This is a genomic window from Pseudomonas sp. 1 R 17 (assembly GCF_900067035.1).
Classification (GTDB): domain Bacteria; phylum Pseudomonadota; class Gammaproteobacteria; order Pseudomonadales; family Pseudomonadaceae; genus Aquipseudomonas; species Aquipseudomonas marginalis.
On the sequence record NZ_FKLB01000054.1, the window covers coordinates 1 to 19,939 of the forward strand.

19 protein-coding genes are annotated in these 19,939 nt (G+C 63.3%); 14 read left to right on the top strand and 5 right to left on the bottom strand.

Translation table 11 applies throughout. The annotated features are described in order from the left end of the window. On the top strand, nucleotides 1–1,268 hold a 1,268-nt coding region (locus tag BFP99_RS19570; RefSeq protein ID WP_065947941.1), incomplete at its 5' end, for an NAD-dependent succinate-semialdehyde dehydrogenase. A gap of 20 nt (nucleotides 1,269–1,288) precedes the next feature. After that, nucleotides 1,289–2,374, top strand: a complete 1,086-nt coding sequence (locus BFP99_RS19575) for a tartrate dehydrogenase (protein ID WP_065947942.1) — start codon at nucleotides 1,289–1,291, stop codon at nucleotides 2,372–2,374. A 666-nt stretch (nucleotides 2,375–3,040) separates the two neighbouring features. On the opposite strand, the gene BFP99_RS19580 is transcribed toward BFP99_RS19575, so the two are convergent. Continuing rightward, the gene (locus tag BFP99_RS19580) at nucleotides 3,041–3,967 is read right to left on the bottom strand and encodes a 2-hydroxyacid dehydrogenase (protein ID WP_065947943.1); all 927 of its coding nucleotides are present in this window, start codon (nucleotides 3,965–3,967) and stop codon (nucleotides 3,041–3,043) included. Between the two features lie 194 nt (nucleotides 3,968–4,161). Between BFP99_RS19580 and gabT the strand changes: the two genes are divergently transcribed. From gabT to BFP99_RS19610, 6 genes are all read left to right on the top strand, one after another. Continuing rightward, a complete protein-coding gene (gene gabT, locus BFP99_RS19585) occupies nucleotides 4,162–5,454 on the top strand; it encodes a 4-aminobutyrate--2-oxoglutarate transaminase (protein ID WP_065947944.1) in 1,293 nt (430 codons plus the stop codon). A gap of 48 nt (nucleotides 5,455–5,502) precedes the next feature. Further along, entirely contained in the window at nucleotides 5,503–6,147 is a 645-nt protein-coding gene (locus tag BFP99_RS19590; RefSeq protein WP_065926967.1) for a 2-haloalkanoic acid dehalogenase, read from the top strand. A 45-nt stretch (nucleotides 6,148–6,192) separates the two neighbouring features. After that, nucleotides 6,193–6,681, top strand: a complete 489-nt coding sequence (locus BFP99_RS19595) for an Lrp/AsnC family transcriptional regulator (RefSeq protein ID WP_010449292.1) — start codon at nucleotides 6,193–6,195, stop codon at nucleotides 6,679–6,681. 669 nt (nucleotides 6,682–7,350) lie between these two features. Next, nucleotides 7,351–8,121 carry a DUF4198 domain-containing protein gene (locus BFP99_RS19600; RefSeq protein ID WP_235865597.1) on the top strand — a complete coding sequence of 257 codons (771 nt, stop codon included), beginning with the start codon at nucleotides 7,351–7,353 and terminating at the stop codon, nucleotides 8,119–8,121. 28 nt (nucleotides 8,122–8,149) lie between these two features. Beyond that, nucleotides 8,150–9,355: a DUF1624 domain-containing protein gene (locus tag BFP99_RS19605; protein ID WP_065947946.1), complete on the top strand. Its 1,206-nt coding sequence runs from the start codon at nucleotides 8,150–8,152 to the stop codon at nucleotides 9,353–9,355. A gap of 69 nt (nucleotides 9,356–9,424) precedes the next feature. Continuing rightward, nucleotides 9,425–10,765: an OprD family porin gene (locus BFP99_RS19610; RefSeq protein WP_370737669.1), complete on the top strand. Its 1,341-nt coding sequence runs from the start codon at nucleotides 9,425–9,427 to the stop codon at nucleotides 10,763–10,765. 7 nt (nucleotides 10,766–10,772) lie between these two features. Here BFP99_RS19610 and BFP99_RS19615 read toward each other — a convergent pair whose 3' ends face one another. Further along, on the bottom strand, nucleotides 10,773–11,597 hold the full coding sequence (locus BFP99_RS19615; RefSeq protein WP_065926971.1) for a 5'-nucleotidase, lipoprotein e(P4) family: 825 nt from the start codon (nucleotides 11,595–11,597) through the stop codon (nucleotides 10,773–10,775). Between the two features lie 135 nt (nucleotides 11,598–11,732). After that, entirely contained in the window at nucleotides 11,733–12,941 is a 1,209-nt protein-coding gene (locus tag BFP99_RS19620; RefSeq protein ID WP_065926972.1) for a DUF1835 domain-containing protein, read from the bottom strand. A 694-nt stretch (nucleotides 12,942–13,635) separates the two neighbouring features. Between BFP99_RS19620 and BFP99_RS19625 the strand changes: the two genes are divergently transcribed. Together BFP99_RS19625 and fetB are read left to right on the top strand one after the other, a co-directional pair. Next, nucleotides 13,636–14,313, top strand: coding sequence for an ABC transporter ATP-binding protein (locus tag BFP99_RS19625; protein WP_065926973.1), 678 nt, complete (start codon nucleotides 13,636–13,638; stop codon nucleotides 14,311–14,313). Beyond that, the gene (gene fetB / locus BFP99_RS19630) at nucleotides 14,310–15,101 is read left to right on the top strand and encodes an ABC transporter permease (protein ID WP_065947948.1); all 792 of its coding nucleotides are present in this window, start codon (nucleotides 14,310–14,312) and stop codon (nucleotides 15,099–15,101) included. Before BFP99_RS19625 ends, fetB begins: the two co-directional genes overlap by 4 nt. Before the next feature lie 190 nt (nucleotides 15,102–15,291). Here fetB and BFP99_RS19635 read toward each other — a convergent pair whose 3' ends face one another. Then, nucleotides 15,292–16,344 (bottom strand): L-idonate 5-dehydrogenase, encoded by a 1,053-nt coding sequence (locus tag BFP99_RS19635; RefSeq protein ID WP_065947949.1) that lies wholly within the window; start codon nucleotides 16,342–16,344, stop codon nucleotides 15,292–15,294. Nucleotides 16,345–16,358: 14 nt separating this feature from the next. Beyond that, the gene (locus tag BFP99_RS19640) at nucleotides 16,359–17,132 is read right to left on the bottom strand and encodes a glucose 1-dehydrogenase (RefSeq protein WP_065947950.1); all 774 of its coding nucleotides are present in this window, start codon (nucleotides 17,130–17,132) and stop codon (nucleotides 16,359–16,361) included. Between the two features lie 135 nt (nucleotides 17,133–17,267). Between BFP99_RS19640 and BFP99_RS19645 the strand changes: the two genes are divergently transcribed. From BFP99_RS19645 to BFP99_RS33675, 4 genes are all read left to right on the top strand, one after another. Next, on the top strand, nucleotides 17,268–18,140 hold the full coding sequence (locus BFP99_RS19645) for a LysR family transcriptional regulator (protein WP_065926977.1): 873 nt from the start codon (nucleotides 17,268–17,270) through the stop codon (nucleotides 18,138–18,140). 103 nt (nucleotides 18,141–18,243) lie between these two features. Beyond that, nucleotides 18,244–18,876 carry a glutathione S-transferase family protein gene (locus tag BFP99_RS19650; protein ID WP_065926978.1) on the top strand — a complete coding sequence of 211 codons (633 nt, stop codon included), beginning with the start codon at nucleotides 18,244–18,246 and terminating at the stop codon, nucleotides 18,874–18,876. 18 nt (nucleotides 18,877–18,894) lie between these two features. Continuing rightward, nucleotides 18,895–19,815 (top strand): LysR family transcriptional regulator, encoded by a 921-nt coding sequence (locus BFP99_RS19655; protein ID WP_065947951.1) that lies wholly within the window; start codon nucleotides 18,895–18,897, stop codon nucleotides 19,813–19,815. Further along, the coding region (locus BFP99_RS33675; RefSeq protein ID WP_141690799.1) for a LysR family transcriptional regulator at nucleotides 19,815–19,939 on the top strand (125 nt) is incomplete at its 3' end. The genes BFP99_RS19655 and BFP99_RS33675, both read left to right, overlap by 1 nt.

The window sequence follows — 19,939 nt, forward strand, 5'->3', positions numbered from 1 at the left end:
CGGCCTGGCGCGCACGCCCGGCTGCCGAACGCGCGGCGCTGCTGGAGCGCTGGTACCAGGTGATGATCGACAACCTCGATGACCTGGCGCTGATCATGACCTGCGAGCAGGGCAAACCCCTGAACGAAGCCCGTGGCGAAGTGCGCTACGGTGCCGGTTTCGTCAAATGGTTCGCCGAGGAAGCGCGCCGGGTCTACGGCGAAACCATGCCCGCGCCCAGCGGTGATCGGCGTTTGCTGACCCTCAAGCAACCGGTGGGCGTATGCGCCGCCATCACCCCATGGAATTTCCCCAACGCGATGATCACGCGCAAATGCGCGCCGGCGCTGGCCGCCGGTTGCCCGATCATCGTCAAACCCTCGGACCTCACGCCGCTGTCGGCCCTGGCCCTGGCGGTGCTGGCCGAGCGCGTCGGCATTCCGGCCGGGGTGTTCAATGTGATCACCGGCTTACCCGCCGGCATTGGCGAAGAGCTGACCGGCAACCCGGCGGTGCGCAAGATTTCCTTTACCGGCTCCACCGCCGTCGGCCGCCTGTTGATGCGCCGGAGTGCCGAGCACATCAAGCGCTTGAGCCTGGAACTGGGCGGCAATGCGCCGTTTATCGTGTTCGATGACGCCGACCTTGAACAGGCGGTGGCCGGGGTAATGCTCAGCAAGTTTCGCAACGCCGGGCAAACCTGCGTGTGCGCTAACCGCATCCTGGTGCAGGAGGGTATCTATGCGCGTTTCGCGGCGCGACTGGTGGAGGAGGTGGGCAAGCTCAAGGTCGGCAACGGCCTGGACGACGGCGTGACCATCGGCCCGCTGATCAACCCCGCAGCGGTGAGCAAAGTCGCGCGGCATATCGACGACGCCCTGAGCCAGGGCGCCCAGTTGCTGTGCGGCGCCGTCCCCAGCGGTGACAGCCAGTTTGTGCAGCCCACGGTACTTGGCGATACCCTCGCCGGGATGTTGCTGGCCAATGAAGAAACCTTCGGCCCGGTGGCACCGCTGATGCGCTTTACCGACGAAGCCCAGGCCCTCGCCCTGGCCAACGCCACCCCGTACGGCCTGGGCGCCTACTATTTCACCCAGGACCTGCAGCGCTCCTGGCGTTTTGGCGAGGCCCTGGAGTTCGGCATGGTCGGGCTCAACACGGGGATCATCTCGATGGAAGTCGCGCCGTTCGGCGGCATCAAGCAATCGGGCCTGGGGCGCGAAGGCAGCAAGTACGGCCTGGACGAATACCTTGAAGTCAAAGCCTTCCATATCGGCGGCTTGAACTGAATTTTTGCGAGGCATGCACCATGAGCAAGGCATTCAGAATCGCCGCGATTGCCGGCGATGGCATCGGCAAGGAAGTCCTGCCCGAAGGGCTGCGGGTACTGGAACAGGCCGCCAGGATCTGGGACCTGAACCTGAGCATCGAAGTGCTCGACTGGGCCCACTGCGATTACTACCTGGAACACGGGCAGATGATGCCCGAGGACTGGTTCGAGCAGCTCAAGGGCTTTGACGCGATCTACTTCGGCGCCGTGGGCTGGCCGGCCAAAGTCCCGGACCATATTTCCCTGTGGGGCTCGCTGCTCAAGTTCCGCCGCGACTTCGACCAGTACGTGAACATCCGCCCGGTGCGGCTGTTCCCCGGCGTGCCTTGCCCTCTGGCCGGGCGCGCGCCGGGGGACATCGACTTTGTGGTGATCCGCGAAAACACCGAGGGCGAATACTCCTCGGTGGGCGGCAAGATGTTTGAAGGCACCGAGCATGAGTTCGTGCTGCAGGAATCGGTGTTCACTCGACGTGGGGTTGATCGCATTCTCAAGTTCGCCTTCGACCTGGCCCAGACTCGTCCGCGCAAGAAGCTGACGGCGGCGACCAAGTCCAATGGGATTTCCATCAGCATGCCTTACTGGGATGAACGCACGGCATTGATGGCGGCGAACTATCCCGAGGTAGCTTGGGACAAGCAGCACATCGATATTTTGTGCGCGCGGTTTGTGTTGCAGCCGGACCGGTTTGATGTGGTGGTGGCCTCGAATCTGTTTGGCGACATCCTGTCGGACCTGGGGCCGGCGTGTGGGGGGACCATCGGGATAGCGCCGTCGGCGAACCTGGATCCGGAGCGGCGGTTTCCGTCGTTGTTCGAGCCGGTGCATGGATCGGCGCCGGATATTTACGGGCAGAACATTGCCAATCCGATTGCGATGATCTGGTCGGGGGCGTTGATGTTGGACTTCTTGGGCAATGGGGAAGGGCGTTATCGGGACGCGCATGATGGGATATTGCGGGCGATTGAGGCGGTGATTGCAGAAGGGGTGGTGACGCCGGATCTGGGGGGGCGGGGATCGACTCAGGATGTGGGGATTGCGATAGCTGGGCGGCTTTTTGATTGAGTACATATCCGTTGCTGCGGTAACGGCTGCCTATGGTTCCGCTCTTACAGCGGGTCACTTTTGGAGGGACCCAAAAGTAACCAAAAGGTCCTCGCCCCAACACACGGCACCTCGCCTAGGCTCGGTGTGCCCTCACTCCGGCTTTGGAGCGTGGGCCGCCGCAATGGGCCATCCTTGGCCCAGTGCGGCTAACCCGGCGTCCTGCCGGGTTACCCACGCTCCAAAGCCTGCGTTCGGCCAGCGTGTTTGACGGGGCGATCCCAGATCAAAAACAAAGCGAGGCGGCCTTAAAGCCGACCTGATCTTTGAAGCGTACGCGGTGTGGCTTCTACTTCCTTAACCGCTGACGAAGTCAGCAATCTTTTGATCTGCTCTGGCTCTGGCTCTGGCTTTTGATCTTGATCTCAGGCGCCCCGTTAACCACGCTGGCCGAACGCAGGCTTGAATCCGTGGGTAACCCGGCAGGACGCCGGGTTAGCCGTCCTGGGCCAGGGACGGCCCATGACGGCGGCCCACGGATTCAAGCCTGCGTTCGGGCATACCGAGCCTAGGCGAGGTACCGAGTGGTGGGGTGATGGCCTTTTGCTTACTTTTGGGCCTTTCCAAAAGTGAGCCGCTGTAAGAGCGGAACCATAGGCAGCCGTTACCGCAGCAACGGATATGTACTCAGTACCCCCGCAACCGATCCACCTCACCCACCATCTCCTCCCCCCGCTCAAACCGCCGAATATTCTCCAACAACACCCCAAACGCACTCTCCGGCTGGGTCATAGCCGCAATATGCGGCGTCAACAACACCTGCGGATGCCCCCAGAACGGATGCTCCGGTGCCGCCGGCTCTTCCCGCAGCACATCCAGCACCGCCCCACTCAACTGCCCACTCTCCAGCGCCTCGAGCAAATCCTCTTCAACCAGGTGCCCCCCACGGCCCATATTCACCAACCCCGCCCCCCGTGGCAGTTGCGCAAACAAGCGCCGGTCCAGGATCCCCTGGGTCTGCTCCGTCAACGGCAACACGCACAGCAAAATATCGCACTGGCTAAGAAACGCCGGGAGTTGCGCTTCCCCTGCATAACACTCCACCCCCGGCACCTGGTGCGCACTGCGCGCCCAGCCGGACAGGGCAAAGCCCAGGGGTGCCAAGGTCGCCAGGATCTGCTGGGCCTGGGCACCCAACCCCATCACGCCCACACGCCGGTTCGCAGCTGGCTGCAACAGGTGCGCCTGCCAACAGCGCGCCACCTGCTGCTGGCGATAGCGCAGCATGTCGCGGTGCAGACTCAGCACCGCCCAACTGGCGTACTCGCACATGCCGCGGGTGATGCCCGGGTCCAGCAGGCGCACCACCGGCAGGCCCGCAGGCAGGCGATCAAGGTCCAACTGATCGACACCGGCCGACAAGGCGAACAACACCTTCAGGTTGGGCAGCACGCGGGCCAGATCTTCCGGTGCCTGCCAGGCGGCCAGGTAGTCGACCTCGGCGGGGTTGCCGAGGTCGGGCCAGGTGCGCCACTCGATATCCGGCGCGTGTTGGGCGAACAGTGCCTGCCAGTGTCGGCCGCGCACCGGGTCAGCTTTGTAGAGCAAGGCCATGGGCATTTCCTGCTGGATAAACGGAAGCATCATCATCGCCCAAAGCCCGGCGCAGGATCTGTTGAAACGCGGGGCGAAAACAGTTGATCCGAATTTCTCACGGGGCAAGTTCGGCGTAGTTGGTTGCCCGCAGGCCGTACTCTGGACTGCATCGCAACCACCTTCCGGTTGCCGGACTCACGATGGGAAATGCCATGAATAGCAAAGTCGACGAAACCCCTCATTTGCTCCGTCAGCGCGAGCAGTTCGTGCCCCGTGGCCTGGTGACCGCGCACCCGCTGGTGATCGATCGCGCCCAGGGCGCCGAATTGTGGGACGTGGATGGCAAGCGTTACCTGGACTTCGTCGGCGGTATCGGCGTGCTCAACATCGGCCATAACCACCCCAAGGTGGTCGCCGCCGTGCAGGCCCAGTTGCAGAAGGTTTCCCATGCCTGCTTCCAGGTGGTGGCCTACCAGCCTTACCTCGACCTGGCCCAGCGCCTGTGTGAAATGATCGGCGGCCAGGAAGCCTATAAAGCGGCGTTTTTCACCTCCGGCGCCGAGGCGGTGGAAAATGCGGTGAAGATCGCCCGCGCCCATACCAATCGCTCGGCGGTCATCGCCTTCCGTGGCGGTTTCCACGGGCGCACATTGCTGGGCACCACGCTCACCGGCATGAGCCAGCCCTACAAGCAGAACTTCGGGCCGTTTGCGCCGGAGGTGTTCCATACCCCTTACCCGAACGCTTATCGCGGCGTGACCAGTGACATCGCGCTCAAGGCCCTGGATGAGTTGCTGGCGACCCAGGTAGCGCCGGAGCGGGTGGCTGCGATCATCATCGAACCGGTGCAGGGCGACGGCGGTTTCCTCACTGCGCCCCCTGAGTTTCTCCAGGCGCTGCGAGCGTTGGCCGACAAGCATGGCATCTTGTTGATCCTCGACGAGATCCAGACCGGCTTCGGTCGCACCGGCACCTGGTTCGGTTTCCAGCACGCGGGCATCCAGCCCGACCTGGTTACCGTGGCCAAGAGCCTGGCCGGCGGCTTGCCGTTGTCCGGCGTGGTCGGCAAGGCGCACATCATGGATGCACCGCTGCCCGGCGGGCTGGGCGGCACCTACGGTGGTAATGCGCTGGCCTGTGCGGCGGCGTTGGCGGTGATCGATGCGTTCGAGCAGGAGCAGTTGCTGGCGCGCAGCCAAGTACTGGGCGAGCGCCTGCGCCAGGGGTTGCTCGATTTGCAGGCGCGCTACTCGCGCATCGGCGATGTGCGCGGCACCGGCTTTATGTTGGCGATGGAGTTGATCAAGGATGACCCGGCCCGCACCCCGGATGCCGACCTCAACCAACGCCTGATCGATGCAGCCCGGGCCGGTGGTTTGCTGGTGATCAAGTGCGGGGTACATCGCAATGTGCTGCGCTTCCTCGCGCCGCTGGTGACCAGCGAAGCCCAGGTCGACGAAGCGCTGGAAATCCTCGACGGCGCCTTGGCACGGGTCTTGAACTGAGGCTGTGCCCGCTACGGGCCAACTGCGGCATTGGAGGCTTGACCCCACATGGGACTGACAGATTATCGAGCGTTGCTGATCGATTGCGATGAAGTGCTGGTGGATCGCGATTCAGGGGTGTGGGCGGCGTTGCAGCCGCTGCTCGACAGCCGTGGCGGGCAGCCGGCCAAGGATCAGGTGCTGGCCGAATTCAACACGCAGGTTGCCAGGCTCTACCCGCGTTTCGCCGAGCTGGGCTTCAGTGGCGTGTTGTGTTTTGCCCATCGCCAACTGGCCGAAAGTTGGGGGCTGCACGCCAGTTGGGAGGAGGGCATGAGCTTTGCGCGTTCGGCGGGCAATTGGTCGTTGTTCGAGGATGCGCCGGGGGCCATGCTGTACCTGCGCAAGTTCTACCGTTTGCTGGTGCGTGGCGACCGTGATGCCGAGGACCGCGGGGTGTTGTGCGAGCGATTGGGGATTGCACCGGAAGATTTCATTTCCCTCGCCGAAGACCCGCAATGGCTCACGGACCGAGGCGCGCAGCTGCAACCGGTGCTGCATGTGACGCGACCGGCGGTCGGCGCACACGGGGCGCTGGACCGCTGTTTGATCGGCCGCCACCGGGCACGGCAGCCTTCGCCTTGTGCGGCGGAGTACTGCATCAACAGCATGGCGGATCTGGTGGCGCAGCATCAGCTGTCTTTACGGCGCTGATTTTGCTAGAAGATTGTCTTACAAACGGCAGTCAAGAGGTACGTGATGGAAGGGCAAGTCAAGCTGGACCGGATCGACATCAGTATTCTGGTTGAACTGCAAAAAGACGGGCGGATGACCAATGTCAGCCTCGCCGATGCCGTGGGCCTGTCCGCCAGCCCCTGCCTGCAACGGGTTAAGCGGCTGGAGTCGGCCGGGTATATTTCCAGCTACAAGGCGCACTTGAACCTGGCCAAGATCACCGACTCGGTGACGGTGTTTACCGAGATCACCCTCAGCGACCATAAACGCGAAGACTTCGCCAAGTTCGAATCGAATATCCGCCTGGTGGACGAGGTACTTGAGTGTCACCTGATCAGCGGTGGCTACGACTATCTGGTGCGTTTCATGACCCGCAGCATCCAGCACTACCAGGAAGTGGTCGAGAGCCTGTTGGATAAGAACATTGGCATCTCCAAGTACTTCAGCTACATCGTGATCAAGTCACCGGTGCTCAAGGATGGTGTGCCGTTGCGCAAGTTGCTGCGGCACTGACACACGCTCGCTTTCCGGTGGGAGGGGGCTTGCCCTCGATGGCCATGGGTATCTACACAACTTCCAGTGAATACGGAATCTATGGCAATTAGGCTTCTGTGGTGAGCGGGCTTGTCGAATCGTCGAACCGCCCGCGCTGGGCTGCGAAGCGGCCCCAATAAGGTCACCGAAGAGTGCCAGAATCAATCGAGGTGAAGGTTTTGGGGCCGCTTCGCAGCCCAGCGCGGGGCAAGCCCGCTCACCACAGAGTTATGTGTCAGCCTTTAAGAGTTGTGTAGATACCTATGCCTCGATGGCGGCCTCTGGGCCGACCATTTTTTTGGATTGGACCGGGTACATATCCGTTGCTGCGGTCACGGCCGCTATGGGTTCCGCCCTTACGGCGGCTCACTTTTGAACAGCGCAAAAGTAAGCACTGCTTTTGCACCCCAATTGGACACTCCCCCTCGTAGTCTTGGCTAAACGCCTTATCTCGACGCAACCCGCATAAAACACTTTTTCGGGCCCTTAAACAGTGGTCTGCACCGATCCGTGGGTGCAATTCGGCGAAAAACGCAAAAGGGCCTGCGCTGTAATGCTCGCAGAGTGAGGGAGCGCAGGGTTGTGCGGTGTTTTCCAGCCGCGACAGCCTTGGGTTGAACACCACCAATCGGAGCGAAAAAAATGCGAATGAGCAACGCAAAAGCACTGTTGGGTTATGGGGCGTTCATGCTGGCGACCGCCAGCGAGGCGCATCAGATTTGGTACGAACAACTTCCCGGCCAGCCATTGGCCTTGTACTACGGGGAGTATGACAAGAATGTTCTGGAGGTGACCCCGGGGGGCATGGACCGGTTCAGGCAGCTGCGGGCCTGGTCGATGGCCGACCGGTCGGCACCGCTGCAGTTGAGCCTGCAGCGCCAGGCGTTCCTGCTGGCGGAGCAGCCCGGGCAAGAGGATTCGCTGCTGGCGCAAGACCTGCACTATCCGATGTTCGATGTGCATGAAGGCGCCAAGACCTTGAAAGCCGCCTGGACCCCGGCCACGCGTTGGGTCGGTGACCTGCGGGCCCGTAGCCCGGAGCTGACCCTGGATATCGTCCCCACCGGCGTTGCCGATGCGGGCGGCGCGCAGTTCCGGGTGTTCTACGCGGGCAAGCCGCTGACGGGCCAGGAAGTGATGCTGGAAACCGCCTCCGGTGAAGTCTTCAAGCAGCGCAGCGATGCCGCCGGCAACGTCAGCTTCGAGCTGCCCTGGCAGGGCACTTACGTGGTGGCCGTCGAGTACCAGGACAACAGCCCTGGGGAGCGTCTTGATCCGGCGGGCAAGCCCGAGCGGTTTGACGTCAAACGCTTCAGTTCGACGTTGTCGTTCCACCGCCAGCAAGGCCAGGCGGCGTTACCTCGCGCGCCGTCGCAACTGCCGGCATCGGAAGTCGCCAGGCTGAAAAAGTCAGCCTGATTCATTGCCTCCTTCATGAGTGATTGATATGACCCTTTCTTCAGGATTGGCCGGTCAGGCGGGCACTGTTGCGCCGACGCTTGCCCGCACGAACCTCACGGCGGCCACGCGCATGCTGGCTATCGATGCGCTGCGTGGTTTTGTGATGCTGTTGATGCTCATCGACCATGTGCGCGAAACCTTCTTGCTGCACCGGCAGGTCACCGACCCGATCGACGCCTTGAGTGTCACCCCGGACCTGTATTTCACCCGTATGCTCAGCGAGATCTGCGCCCCGGCGTTTATCTTCCTGACGGGCTTGTCGGCCTGGCTCTACAACCAGAAACACAGCGCCCGCGAGACCTCGGTGTTTTTGCTCAAGCGCGGGCTGTTCCTGGTGTTCCTGGAAATCACCTTCGTGTGCTTTGCCTGGAATGCCGAATTCCCACCCAAGACGTTGTGGCTGCAAGTGATCTGGTGTATCGGCCTGTGCATGATCGTGCTCGCCGGTTTGCTGCACCTCAAACGCGCCTGGCTGATCGTGCTGGGGGTGGCGATTGTCGCCGGGCATAACCTGCTCGACGGTGTGAGCGTCGGGCCGGAGTCGCCGTTCTTCGTGCCCTGGTCGATCCTGCATCAGCGGGTGTTTATCGACATTACCGAATTCACCCGCGCCCGCACGACGTATCCGATATTGCCGTGGATCGGTGTGATCCTGCTGGGCTGGGGCATCGGCCCGTGGTTTGGCAAGGCAATGCCGTCGGCGGAGCGTATCTCGCGCCTGGTCAAGCTGGGTGCAGGCCTGCTGGTCGCGTTCGTGTTTATCCGCTACCTCAATGTGTATGGCGAGAAACCCTGGGTGCAGACCGGTGATGCGCTGCGCACCTTCATGAGCTTCATGAGCGCGAAGAAATACCCGCCGTCGCTGATGTTCCTGATGCCCACCCTGGGCCTGTCGCTGCTGCTGTTGGCGCTGTTCGAGAAGTGGCAGGCCCGCTGGGCCACTGCGACCCTGGCGATCTACGGTGGGGCGCCGATGTTTTTCTACTTGCTGCACCTGTACGTGCTCAAGGCCATGTACCTGGTCGCGCTGGCGATCTGGGGCGCCAACCAAGGCACCTACTACGGTTTTGACGACCTGCCGATGGTGTGGTTGTGGAGCGTGATACTCGGGGTGTTGCTGTTCTTCCCGACACGCTGGTTCGCCGACCTCAAACAGCGTCGTCGCGACATCGCGATTCTCAAATACCTCTGACGGAACCAACGGTGTTCTGCGTCCTGCGGAACACCTTTGCCTGACACGTTCTGGAGTCAAACCGTGAAGATGCTATCGACCCGCACCCTGCTATTGGCATTGGGAGGGCAGAGCCTGCTCGCCTTCGCCGCCGAACAAGACACCGCCAAAGGCTTTATCGAGGACAGCCAGTGGAACCTGCTCAACCGCAGTGTCTACGACCGCCGCGACTACCAGCATGGCGCCCTCAGCAACGGCGCACGCAACGCCTACAAACCGCGATCCCAGCGCAGCGACCTGGCGGAAGAATGGGCCTATGGCCTGATGGCTGACTACGCCTCGGGTTTCACCACCGGTACCCTGGGTTTTGGCCTGGATGCGCACGTTTATTCCGCCTGGCAACTGGACAGTGGCGGTGGGCGCGCCGGGAAGGCACGGCTATTGGCGGTGGACAATGACGGCCACCCCAAGGAGCAGTTCAGCCGCGGTGGTGCGGTTGCCAAACTGCGTTTTTCCTCAACCGAATTGCGCTACGGCGAGCAGCGGGTGAAAACCCCGGTGTTTGCCTCGTCCGACAGCCGCTTGCTGCCCGAAACCGCGACGGGATGGTGGTTGACCAGCCGCGAGTTGCCGGCCACCACCCTGTTCGCGGGGCACTTCAATGAGAGCACCGACCGCAACGCCAGCAGCCATGACCGAGGGTTTGTCGTCAACTATTCCAACGGCAGGCAAGGCGACCGCTTTGACTTGGTGGGCGTGCGCAATACGGCAATCAAGGGGCTGAACGCCAGCGTGTTCAGTGCTGTCTATGAAGACACCTGGCGCCAGCATTACCTGGGGGCGGTCTACACCCGGCCGCTGTTTCCCGGCCAGGCACTGACCGTTGACCTGAACCTGTATCGCACCCAGGACACTGGCAAGGCGTTGTCGGGGCGCATCGATAACACCACATGGAGCCTGCTCTCGACCTATCGGTTCGGTGCCCACAGTGTGGGCGTGGGGTATCAGAAAGTCAGTGGCGACACGCCGTTCGACTACGTGACGCGCGGGGCGATTTACCTGAGCAACGCCGTGGCGTTGTCCGACTTCAACGCCCCACGGGAGGCCTCGTGGCAGGCGCGCTATGACCTGGACCTGGCGGCCCATGGCATGCCCGGCCTGAGCCTGGCGGCGTTGTATGTCCGCGGCAGTGGCATCGACGGCCGCCACATGGATCCTGGCGGTGGCTACCAATGGCTCGGCTACGGTGATGGGGGCAAACACTGGGAACGCGACCTGCAAGCACGCTACGTGGTGCAGTCCGGGGCCGCGAAAAATCTCGCCTTTACCCTGCGCCATGCCGTGCACCGGGGCAATGCGGCCCAGGCGGAGCTGGATGCCAACCAGATCCGCCTGGCGGTCGAGTACCCGTTGGGCGGGCGCTTGCACTAGGCCGGCGTTATTCCTGCAACTGCAACGCCTGCTGCTTGAGCTGGCGTTTCTGCGCGAACGGCAGCTTTTCATCGTCCCCATAGGGCGCGCTGTACCAGTTGCCGTAAGTCGGGTTGGGCAGCAAAAACCAGCGCTGCCCGAGCCAGTTCACATAGGGTTCGACGGCCTTGCGCTGGGCCTCGAGGGTGTTGCGTTCGGCCTGGACGAAATCCCCCAGGGAATCACCGGCCATCAATAGCACGCGAGCATGGCTGGCGACCCATTGGCGGCGGCAGTTCTTGCCGTAGCCGGCGCTTTCGCAGTGCCCGGTAGGCGTGCTGGCGGCGAGCACCTGTTGATGGCTCTCCACCGGAAAACCGCGCAGGCGCAGGTTGGCCACCGTGGCCGCGACCTGGCTGTGCTCGCGGTTGGTCAGGTAGTAAACCGTGATGCCTTTTTGTTGCGCCGCTTGCAGGAACGCCACGGCACCGGGGAGGGCCTGGGCCTTGGCCTGGTCGACCCAGGTGTTCCAGCGGTCGTAGCCATACACTTGGTTATTGATGACGTCGCGGGCATTGAGCGGCACGTTGTCCAGCAGGGTTTCGTCAATATCCACCACCACCGCCGGCGGCAGGCCGCTCAGGTTGCGGGGCGGGAAGGGCAGCGCGTCCCAGCTGGGATCGGCCAGCGCCACGTCGAGCTGGCGGGTGGCATGGGCGAAGACCTGGCGATAGATCAACTCGTGTTCGATGGAGGTCTGGGTCCAGAGTACGGCGTCGAGCTGGTCGTTGGCCGGCGGCGTTTGTTGGCAGCCTGCCAGCAGGCACAGGCTGGCGAAGATCAGGGGTCGCATGCAGAGGTCTCGCAGGGAAAGGGCGCGTGGGCGGCACCTTAGCCTGATTCAGCGTTGATGCACCACCGTCTTCAGCCTGGGCGCCGATGACTACTAAAACAGCCCGCCGTGGGTGATGCACGGCGGGCTGTTTTTTTACGGTGTTCTGTACTGGGGGCGCAGGGCCTCATCAATCATCCAGTGCGGTTGGCCGGGCCTGATGCACGTTCCGCCCACCCAGCGTTCGTGGCTGGCATGGTCGAGCCAGTACGCCTGTCCGTTGAGCACGCTATGGCCCAAGGGGGTCAGCGACAGCGGGCGGCGGGGCCAGTCCAGATGCGCCTCGGTTTCCGTCAGCAACGGCTGCTCGCCATCGATCAACGGCCGCAACAGCGCATGAAACATCATGTCCCCCAGGAACGGCAGCGGGTCGCGCCTGGCCGCCAGTTCGGCGAACACACGGCCAAACGGCAGCGGCCCGGCTTCGGCGAGGTAGGTCAGGGCCAGGCGCTCGGTCAGCGACAGGCCATCGCGTGTTCCCGGCAACTCCTGTAATTGACGCAACAGCGCCGGCGCCAGCAAGGGCAGGGCCGGGTGTTTGCCATGGGCAAGCTCGGCCAACGGGGTCGGTGAGCTGTCGCAATAGGCCGACCAGGCCTGTTTGGCCAGTTGCACCGCATCGTCACCGATGAGGCGCCGCTGTAGCCATAGCCACGCCAATACATCCGGCGCCAACTGGCCGATACCGATAAAGCGCTCGACACCGGGAATACGATCCACCTCGATCAGCTCCAGCTTGGGCGGTGCCTGCTCCAGGCCGGCCAGGGCACGGATCAGGAACAACTGGTCATAGGCGTCCGCCTCGCACCACAGCACGCTGTGCTCGGCACTGGCCAAGGTGTGGAGCTGATCGTATTCATCGTCGACGCGGCGCGTGACGTCCGCTAAGGGCAGGGCAAAGGCCTGGCTGATGAACTCGCTGCGCAGGGCGCGGAATTCTGCGGTGGGTATGTCGCGAACCGGCCCCATGCACAGCGGGTCGCTCAGCATGTGGAAGTGGCCCTTGAACCCGGCAATCTGAAGGCTATGGGCAATGTCATTGCCGCAGCGCCAGTGGGTGGTGCGCGCTTCGTCGCTGGCGGCAAAGTCGGGATGGCGGGCGGCGAAATCAATGGCGTCGACATGGGCCTTGAGCTTGGGCCAACTGCTGAAACCCAGTTGCCTGGCGATCTGCCATTGGGCCTGAGACAGGGTGGCGCCGGGGTCCTGGGCTTTCAGCTGGCGCAACAGTTCCTTGGCGCGCTTGCGCTGTTGCTCAAGGTTGAGACGGCCATCGGTGTTGGAGGATACAGGGCGTTGCGACATACGATCTCCTTGCACAAACCTTTTCCGCTTTAAGGTTGGGAGTCGTAGAAATGAGGTAGAGCTTCATTGTCCTGGGCGCAGCCCTTTCCGCGGAAGGTGGCGTAGAGAGCGCCAGGCGGGAAATATAGGCACTGCGGCGTTTGATTGCAACTCGGGCTTGGGATCAAACCCGTACTCTTTTTTGGGTTGCACGGGGTCAAGTGTGGGAGGGGGCTTGCTCCCGATGGCGATGGGTATCTACACAACTTTTCAGATCCTGACAAATCTCCCTGTGGCGAGCGGACTTGTCCCGCGCTGGGCTGCGAAGCAGCCCCAAAACCAGCCTCTACAGAGTGTCTGATACACCGCGTTCTTCTTTACTGGGGCTGCTACGCAGCCCAGCGCGGGACAAGCCCGCTCGCCACAACAGCCCAATCTGCGGGGCGTTCAGCGTTGAGCCAAAGTTGTGTAGATACCTATGCCCCGATGGCGGCCTCTGGGCCGACCTTTTTTTTGGATTGGGCCGGGTACATATCCGTTGCTGCGGTAACGGCCGCTATGGGTTCCGCCCTTACGGCGGCTCACTTTTGGAAAGGCCCAAAAGTAAGCAAAAGGCCTTCGCCGTAGTGGTGGCGATAGTTTGAAATTTCTCATGAAAACTTCCCGCGCCTGCCGCACCATTGCGCCCAACAGGTTTAAGAGGAACACCGCGTCCATGAGTGCACTGATCGAAACCCGCGCCCTCACGCGCATGGACGAGCGCCGCCAGGTGCTGTTGCTCCAACCCACGAGTTTCACCTTGAACCGCGCCGACCGGGTGTCGATCACCGGTTCCTCCGGCTCTGGCAAAAGTGTGTTGCTGCGCGCATTGGCGTTGCTGGACGCCCCCACCAGCGGGCAGGTGCTGTGGAATAGCCAGCCGATTGTCGATGCGCAGATTCCGCACTACCGCAGCCATATCAGCTACCTGTCCCAACGCCCGGCGCTGCTCGAAGGCACGGTGGAGGACAACCTGCGTTTTCCCTTCAGCCTCAAGACCCTGCGCCAGCGTCGCTTCGACCCGGAAGCGGTGACCACTTTGCTGGGGCATGCCGGTAAGGCGGCGGATTTTTTGACCAAGAACGCGTTGGACCTGTCGGGTGGCGAGGCCCAGGTGGTCTCGCTGATCCGCACCCTGCAACTCAACCCCGAGGTGCTGCTGCTGGACGAACCCACCGCCGCCCTCGACCCCACCTCATCCCGCGATGTGGAAGCGTTGATCAGCGCCTGGTTTGCCGGCGACAATGCCCGCGCCTATGTCTGGGTGTCCCACGACCTCGACCAGGCCCGGCGCATGAGCGACATCCACTGGCAGATGAGTGCCGGGGTGTTGAGCGAGGCGGCCCAGCCATGAATTATCAGAATCTCACCGCCCTGGACATAGTCATCGCCGCTTCGCTGATCCTGGTCAACGGTGCGCTCTCCCTGCTGCTGCGCCTGGGCCTGGGCCGCCAGTTGCTGTGGGCGGCGGTGCGTACCGTGGTGCAACTGTCGGCCATCGGTTACCTGCTGGGCTGGGTGTTCGCGTTCGCCTACTGGTATGTGGTACTGCCGTTGATGGGCGCAATGACCCTGATCGCCGGGCTGTCGGCGGCGGGGCGTGGGCGTCGCACGTACCGGGGGCAAAGGGTCGACAGCATCCTGTCGGTGTGGGGCAGTTCGTGGCTGGTGACGGCAGTGGGCTTGTTTGCGGTGATCCGCATCCACCCGTGGTACGAGCCTCAGTACGCGATCCCGATCCTCGGCATGATCCTCGGCAACACCCTGACCGGCGTGTCCCTGGGGATCGAACGCATGACCCAGGAACTGACCTCGGGGCGCAACACCATCGAGATGATCCTGGCCCTCGGCGGCTCACGCTGGGAGGCGGCGCAGGAAGCGATCCGCCAGGCGGTACGCGCGGGGATGATCCCGACGCTGAACCAAATGACCGTGGTCGGCATTGTCAGCCTGCCCGGCATGATGACCGGCCAGGTGCTGGCGGGGGAAAGCCCGGTGGACGCGGTGCGGTATCAGATCGTGATCATGTTCCTGATTGCCGCGTCGTCGGCGTTGGGCACGGTGGGGGCGGTGTTGTTGACCTATCGGCGGTTGTTTTCCAGGAGCCACCGGTTTTTGCGTGAGCGCTTGCAAGAGCGCTAAGCGTTCAGTTAAGCGAAAGTGATTCACTGTAGGAGCGAGCTTGCTCGCGAAGAACTCAGGGCCACCGCGCTTATCGAGAATGAGCGCGTTGTCTGGGCGTTTTTCGCGAGCAAGCTCGCTCCTACAAAAAGCCTAGGGCAAGCCCGCTCGCCACAAAAGTATGGCTGACCCCGAAGGGCTCATCACAGGTTCAAGGCTGATCCACCACGCCAAAATCCAGCACCACCTTCATCGCCTGGGTCTTGTCCGCCGCCAGTTCAAACGCCTGCACCGCCTGCTCGAACGGCACCGTGTGGGAGATCACCGGGCGCACGTCGATAACCTGGCGATTGAGCAAGTCCACCGCCTGGGCAAACTCACTGTGGAAGCGGAAGGTGCCGCGCAGGTCGATCTCGCGGCTGACCAGCAGGTTCAGCGGCAGCGACACCTCACCGCCCAAGCCGACCGTGACCAGCACGCCGCGTGGGGCGATGCAGTCCAGGCCGTTACGCAGGGCCTGGGCACTGCCGGAGACTTCGAACATCACCTCGAAGTAACCCTTCTCGGCGGTGTAGCGCTTGAGCGCGTCGATGCCGTCGGCGATGTTGTGGGTGCGCGTGGCGCCCATTTTTTTCGCGCAGGCCAGGGCGCTGGCGGACAGGTCCACCGCGACGATTTCAGCCGCACCGGCGGCGCGCAGGCCGGCGATCAGCAGGTTGCCGATGGGGCCGCAACCGGTCACCAGCACGCGCTTGCCGAATACTGCGCCGGCCCGTTGGATCGCATGCAACCCCACCGACAGCGGTTCGGCCAGTGCACCTTCGGCGAGGCTGACATGATCGGCCAAAAGATGTGCCTGATGCGTCTCGATCACCAGGCTCTGGCGGAACGCGCCCTGGATATGCGGGAAGGGCATCGCGCTGCCGTAGAAGCGCATGTCCAGGCAGTGGTTGGGCAGGCCTTGATGGCAATAACGGCAAGCACCGCACGGGCGCGAGGGCGATACGGCAATGCGCTGGCCGACCTTGAACCGGCCGGCGTCGGAGCCCACGGCATCGATCACTGCCGACACTTCATGGCCGAGCACCATCGGCTCGCGCAGGCGCACGGCGCCGAAGCCGCCGTGCTGGTAATAGTGCAAGTCCGAGCCGCAGATGCCGCCGCGGGCAATGCGCACGCGCAGTTGCTCGGGGCCCAGGCTGTGAGGTTCGTCCTGGGGGCTGACCCGCAGGTCTTTTGAGGCGTGGCAGACAATGGCGTGCATAAGGTTCTCCAGGGTTACAGCGACGCGGTGATGCCACCGTCGACATAGAGGATATGACCGTTGACGAAACTCGCGGCATCGCTGGCCAGGAACACCGCCGCACCGGCCAACTCAGCGACGTCGCCCCAGCGTCGGCTCGGCGTACGTTGCACCAGCCAGTCGCTGAACTCGGGGTTGGCCACCAGGTTGGCGTTCAACTCGGTCTTGAAGTAGCCGGGGCCGATACCGTTGACCATCACCCCGTGGGGGCCCCAGTCGATGGCCATGCCCTTGGTGAGCATCTTCAACGCGCCTTTGCTCGCTGCATACGGCGCGATGCCCGGGCGGCCCAATTCACTTTGCACCGAACAGATATTGATGATGCGCCCACGCTTGCGCGGGATCATCGCTCGCGCCACGGCCTGGCCTACCAGAAAGGCGCTGTCGAGGTTGGTGCTGATCAGTTCGCGCCAATGCTGCTCGCTGTAGTCTTCCAGCGGCCCACGGCGCTGCATGCCGGCGTTGTTGACCAGGATGTCCAAGGGCCCGAGGCGTTCCTCGATAGCGGCCACGCCGGCCTGGATCGCCGCGCTGTCGGTCACATCGAACGCTTGGGTGTGCACCTCCAGGCCTTCAAGGGTCAGCAGCGCGGCCGCGTCGCGCAAGGTGCTGCGGTTACGCCCGTTGAGCACCACCCGCGCACCGGCCTGGGCCAGGCCTCGGGCGATGGCCAGGCCGATACCGGCACTGGAGCCGGTGACCAGCGCCAGCCGGCCATCGAGGCGAAAGGTGTCTAGAACGCTTTGCATGGGCCTATTTCTCCGGGCGCGCTTGTGATAATCAAAACAACGGCTGATTGGCTTAACTTCACTCCGGTGTAGGGCGCAGGTCCAATGTTCATTTATGATCGGCTGATCAATATCCGTGATAACCGGGGAGGATCGATGGAGCTCAAGCACTTGCGCGCCTTTGTGGTACTGGCCCAGGAGCTGCATTTCGGCCGGGCGGCGGCGCAGTTGTCGATTGTGCAACCGGCCCTGAGCATGCAGATCAAGCTGCTCGAAACTGGCCTGGGCGTACGCCTGCTGGACCGCAATCGCCACTCGGTGACCTTGACCGATGCCGGTCGGGTATTCCTGCCCGAAGCTCAGGCGACCCTGCACCAGGCCGCGCGGGCGGCGGAGGCGGCGCGGGCGTCCAACCGGGGGGAAATCGGCCGGGTGCGCCTGGGCTTTGTGTCGTCGGTATTGCCGCACCTGTTACCCGAGTTGATCCGCACGGTGCATCAGCGCTACCCGCGTATCGAGCTGGAACTCAAGGACATGCCCGGCCCCGATCAAGCCGCCGCGCTGAAGAACGATCGCCTGGATTTCGGCCTGATGCGCCTGCCTGCCGCCTACCCTGGGGTGCAGACCCGCGTGGTGCTGCGCGAGCCGTTCTGCGTGGCCCTGCCGATGGATCATCCGCTGGCCGCGCAGGCGTCGATCCAGCCCGGCGACCTGCTCGACGTGCCGGTGTACATCCTTGCGCGGCGCTATGCGCCGGGGTTCTACGACGAATTTATCCAGGCCGTGGGCATCCCTTTGCAGATCGCGTCCGAACTGGGCGAGTTCACCACCATGCTCGCGCTGGTCTGCGCCGGGTTGGGCGTCGGCGTACTGCCGCAGCAGGCCGCGCGGGCGTTGCCGGCCAATTGTGTGTCGCGGCCACTGGCGTTGGGGGCGTTTCAGGCGCGTACGGGGTTGGCCTGGACCACGTTGGACAGTGCGGTGAAGACCACGCTGTTTGCGTTGATCGTCGAATTGTTTGGCGAGTGATTGTTTCACCGGCTGAAATGCTGGATTGTAAAAGCTGGTGATTCCAGTGGTCGGCGCAGCGGTGGAACATGCCGGTGTCAAAACCCCACCCTTGGAGCCTTACATGTCCCAGCCTGCGATCAAACTCTATGGTTTCCCCTTGTCCGGCCATTCCCATCGGGCCGAGCTGATGCTGTCCCTGCTGGGATTGCCCAGCGAGTTCATCCTGGTGGACCTCAAGCAAGGCGCGCATAAAAGCGCTGACTTCACTGCGACCATCAACCGTTTCGGCCAGGTCCCGGCGATTGACGATAACGGCACCGTACTGGCGGACTCCAACGCGATCCTGGTCTACCTCGCCACGAAATACGGCAAGGGCCAATGGTTGCCAAGCGACCCGGTGGGGCAGGCGCGCGTACAGCGCTGGCTGTCGGCGGCCGCCGGCCAGCTGCACGCCGGGCCCGCCACCGCACGGCTGGCCGTGGTATTCGGTGCCGATGTGGATGCGGCGGCGGCGATCAGCCGTGCCCATGGCTTGTTGGCACTGGTGGAGCAGCAACTGAGCGAAACCCGCTTCCTGGCGGGGGAGCAAGCGAGCATCGCCGATATTGCGTTCTACACCTATGTGGCCCATGCGCCGGAAGGCAATGTGTCGCTGGCCGACTACCCTAAGGTGCGCGCCTGGCTTGCCAGTATCGAGGCCTTGCCGGGATTTGTGGGCATGCCGCGTACGGCGGTAGGGTTGCAATCACATTAACGTTGCTGAGGCGCATCGATGGACCGATTTCACGAAATGCAGGTGTTCCTGGCAGTGGCCGAGGAGGAGGGGTTTGCCGCCGCGGCGCGCCGCCTGAACACCTCGCCCCCCAGCGTGACCCGGGCCATCGCCGCCATGGAAGCGCGCATCGGCACCCAGCTGCTGGCGCGCACCACCCGCAGCCTGCACCTGACCGAGGCCGGCCAGCGTTACCTCGAAGATTGCCGGCGCATCCTCGCCGAGCTGGACGAAGCCGAAGAAGCGGCGGCGGGCAGTTATTCGATCCCCTGCGGCCACCTCACGGTGACCGCACCGGTACTGTTTGGCGAGTTGTATGTGGCGCCGGTGCTGGGCGAGTACCTTGACCGTTTTCCGCTGGTGAATATCAATGCCTTGCTGGTGGATCGGGTGGTCAACATGGTCGACGAAGGGGTGGATGTGGCGGTGCGTATCGGTCATCTGCATGAGCCGGGGCAGCAGGCGATCAAGGTCGGTGAGGTGCGCCGGGTGGTGTGTGCGGCGCCGGCTTACCTGGCGCAGCAGGGCCGGCCTCGGCACCCGTCGCAGTTACGCGAGACGAAGCTTGCTGCCTCGTCTTCCAGCCAATTGCTGAGCGAGTGGACATTTGTCGAGGGCGGCCAGCCATTGGCGGTGCCGGTGGAGCCGCGCCTGGTGGTCACGGCGAACAACGCGGCGATCAATCTGGCGAGAGTGGGTTGGGGCATCACGCGGGTGCTGTCCTATCAGGTCGCGGCGGCGGTGGCGGCGGGTGAGCTGGAGATTGTCCTGGAGGACTTTGAACCGGCAGCGCTGCCGATCCAGGTGGTGTTCCAGAAAAGCCCACGGGTGCCGGCCAAGATCCTCACCTTTGTCGATTTCCTCAGCCATCGCCTCGGCCAGGACGCAGCTTTGAACCCGGCGATGCAGCGGCGCGGCTGATGGAACGTTATCGCGACATGCAACTGTTCGCCGCGCTGGCCGGGCAAACGAGCCTGGCGTCGGCGGCGCGCAGTGCCCAGGTATCCGGCCCGACCTTGGTGCGCGCCGTGGCCCGCCTGGAAGC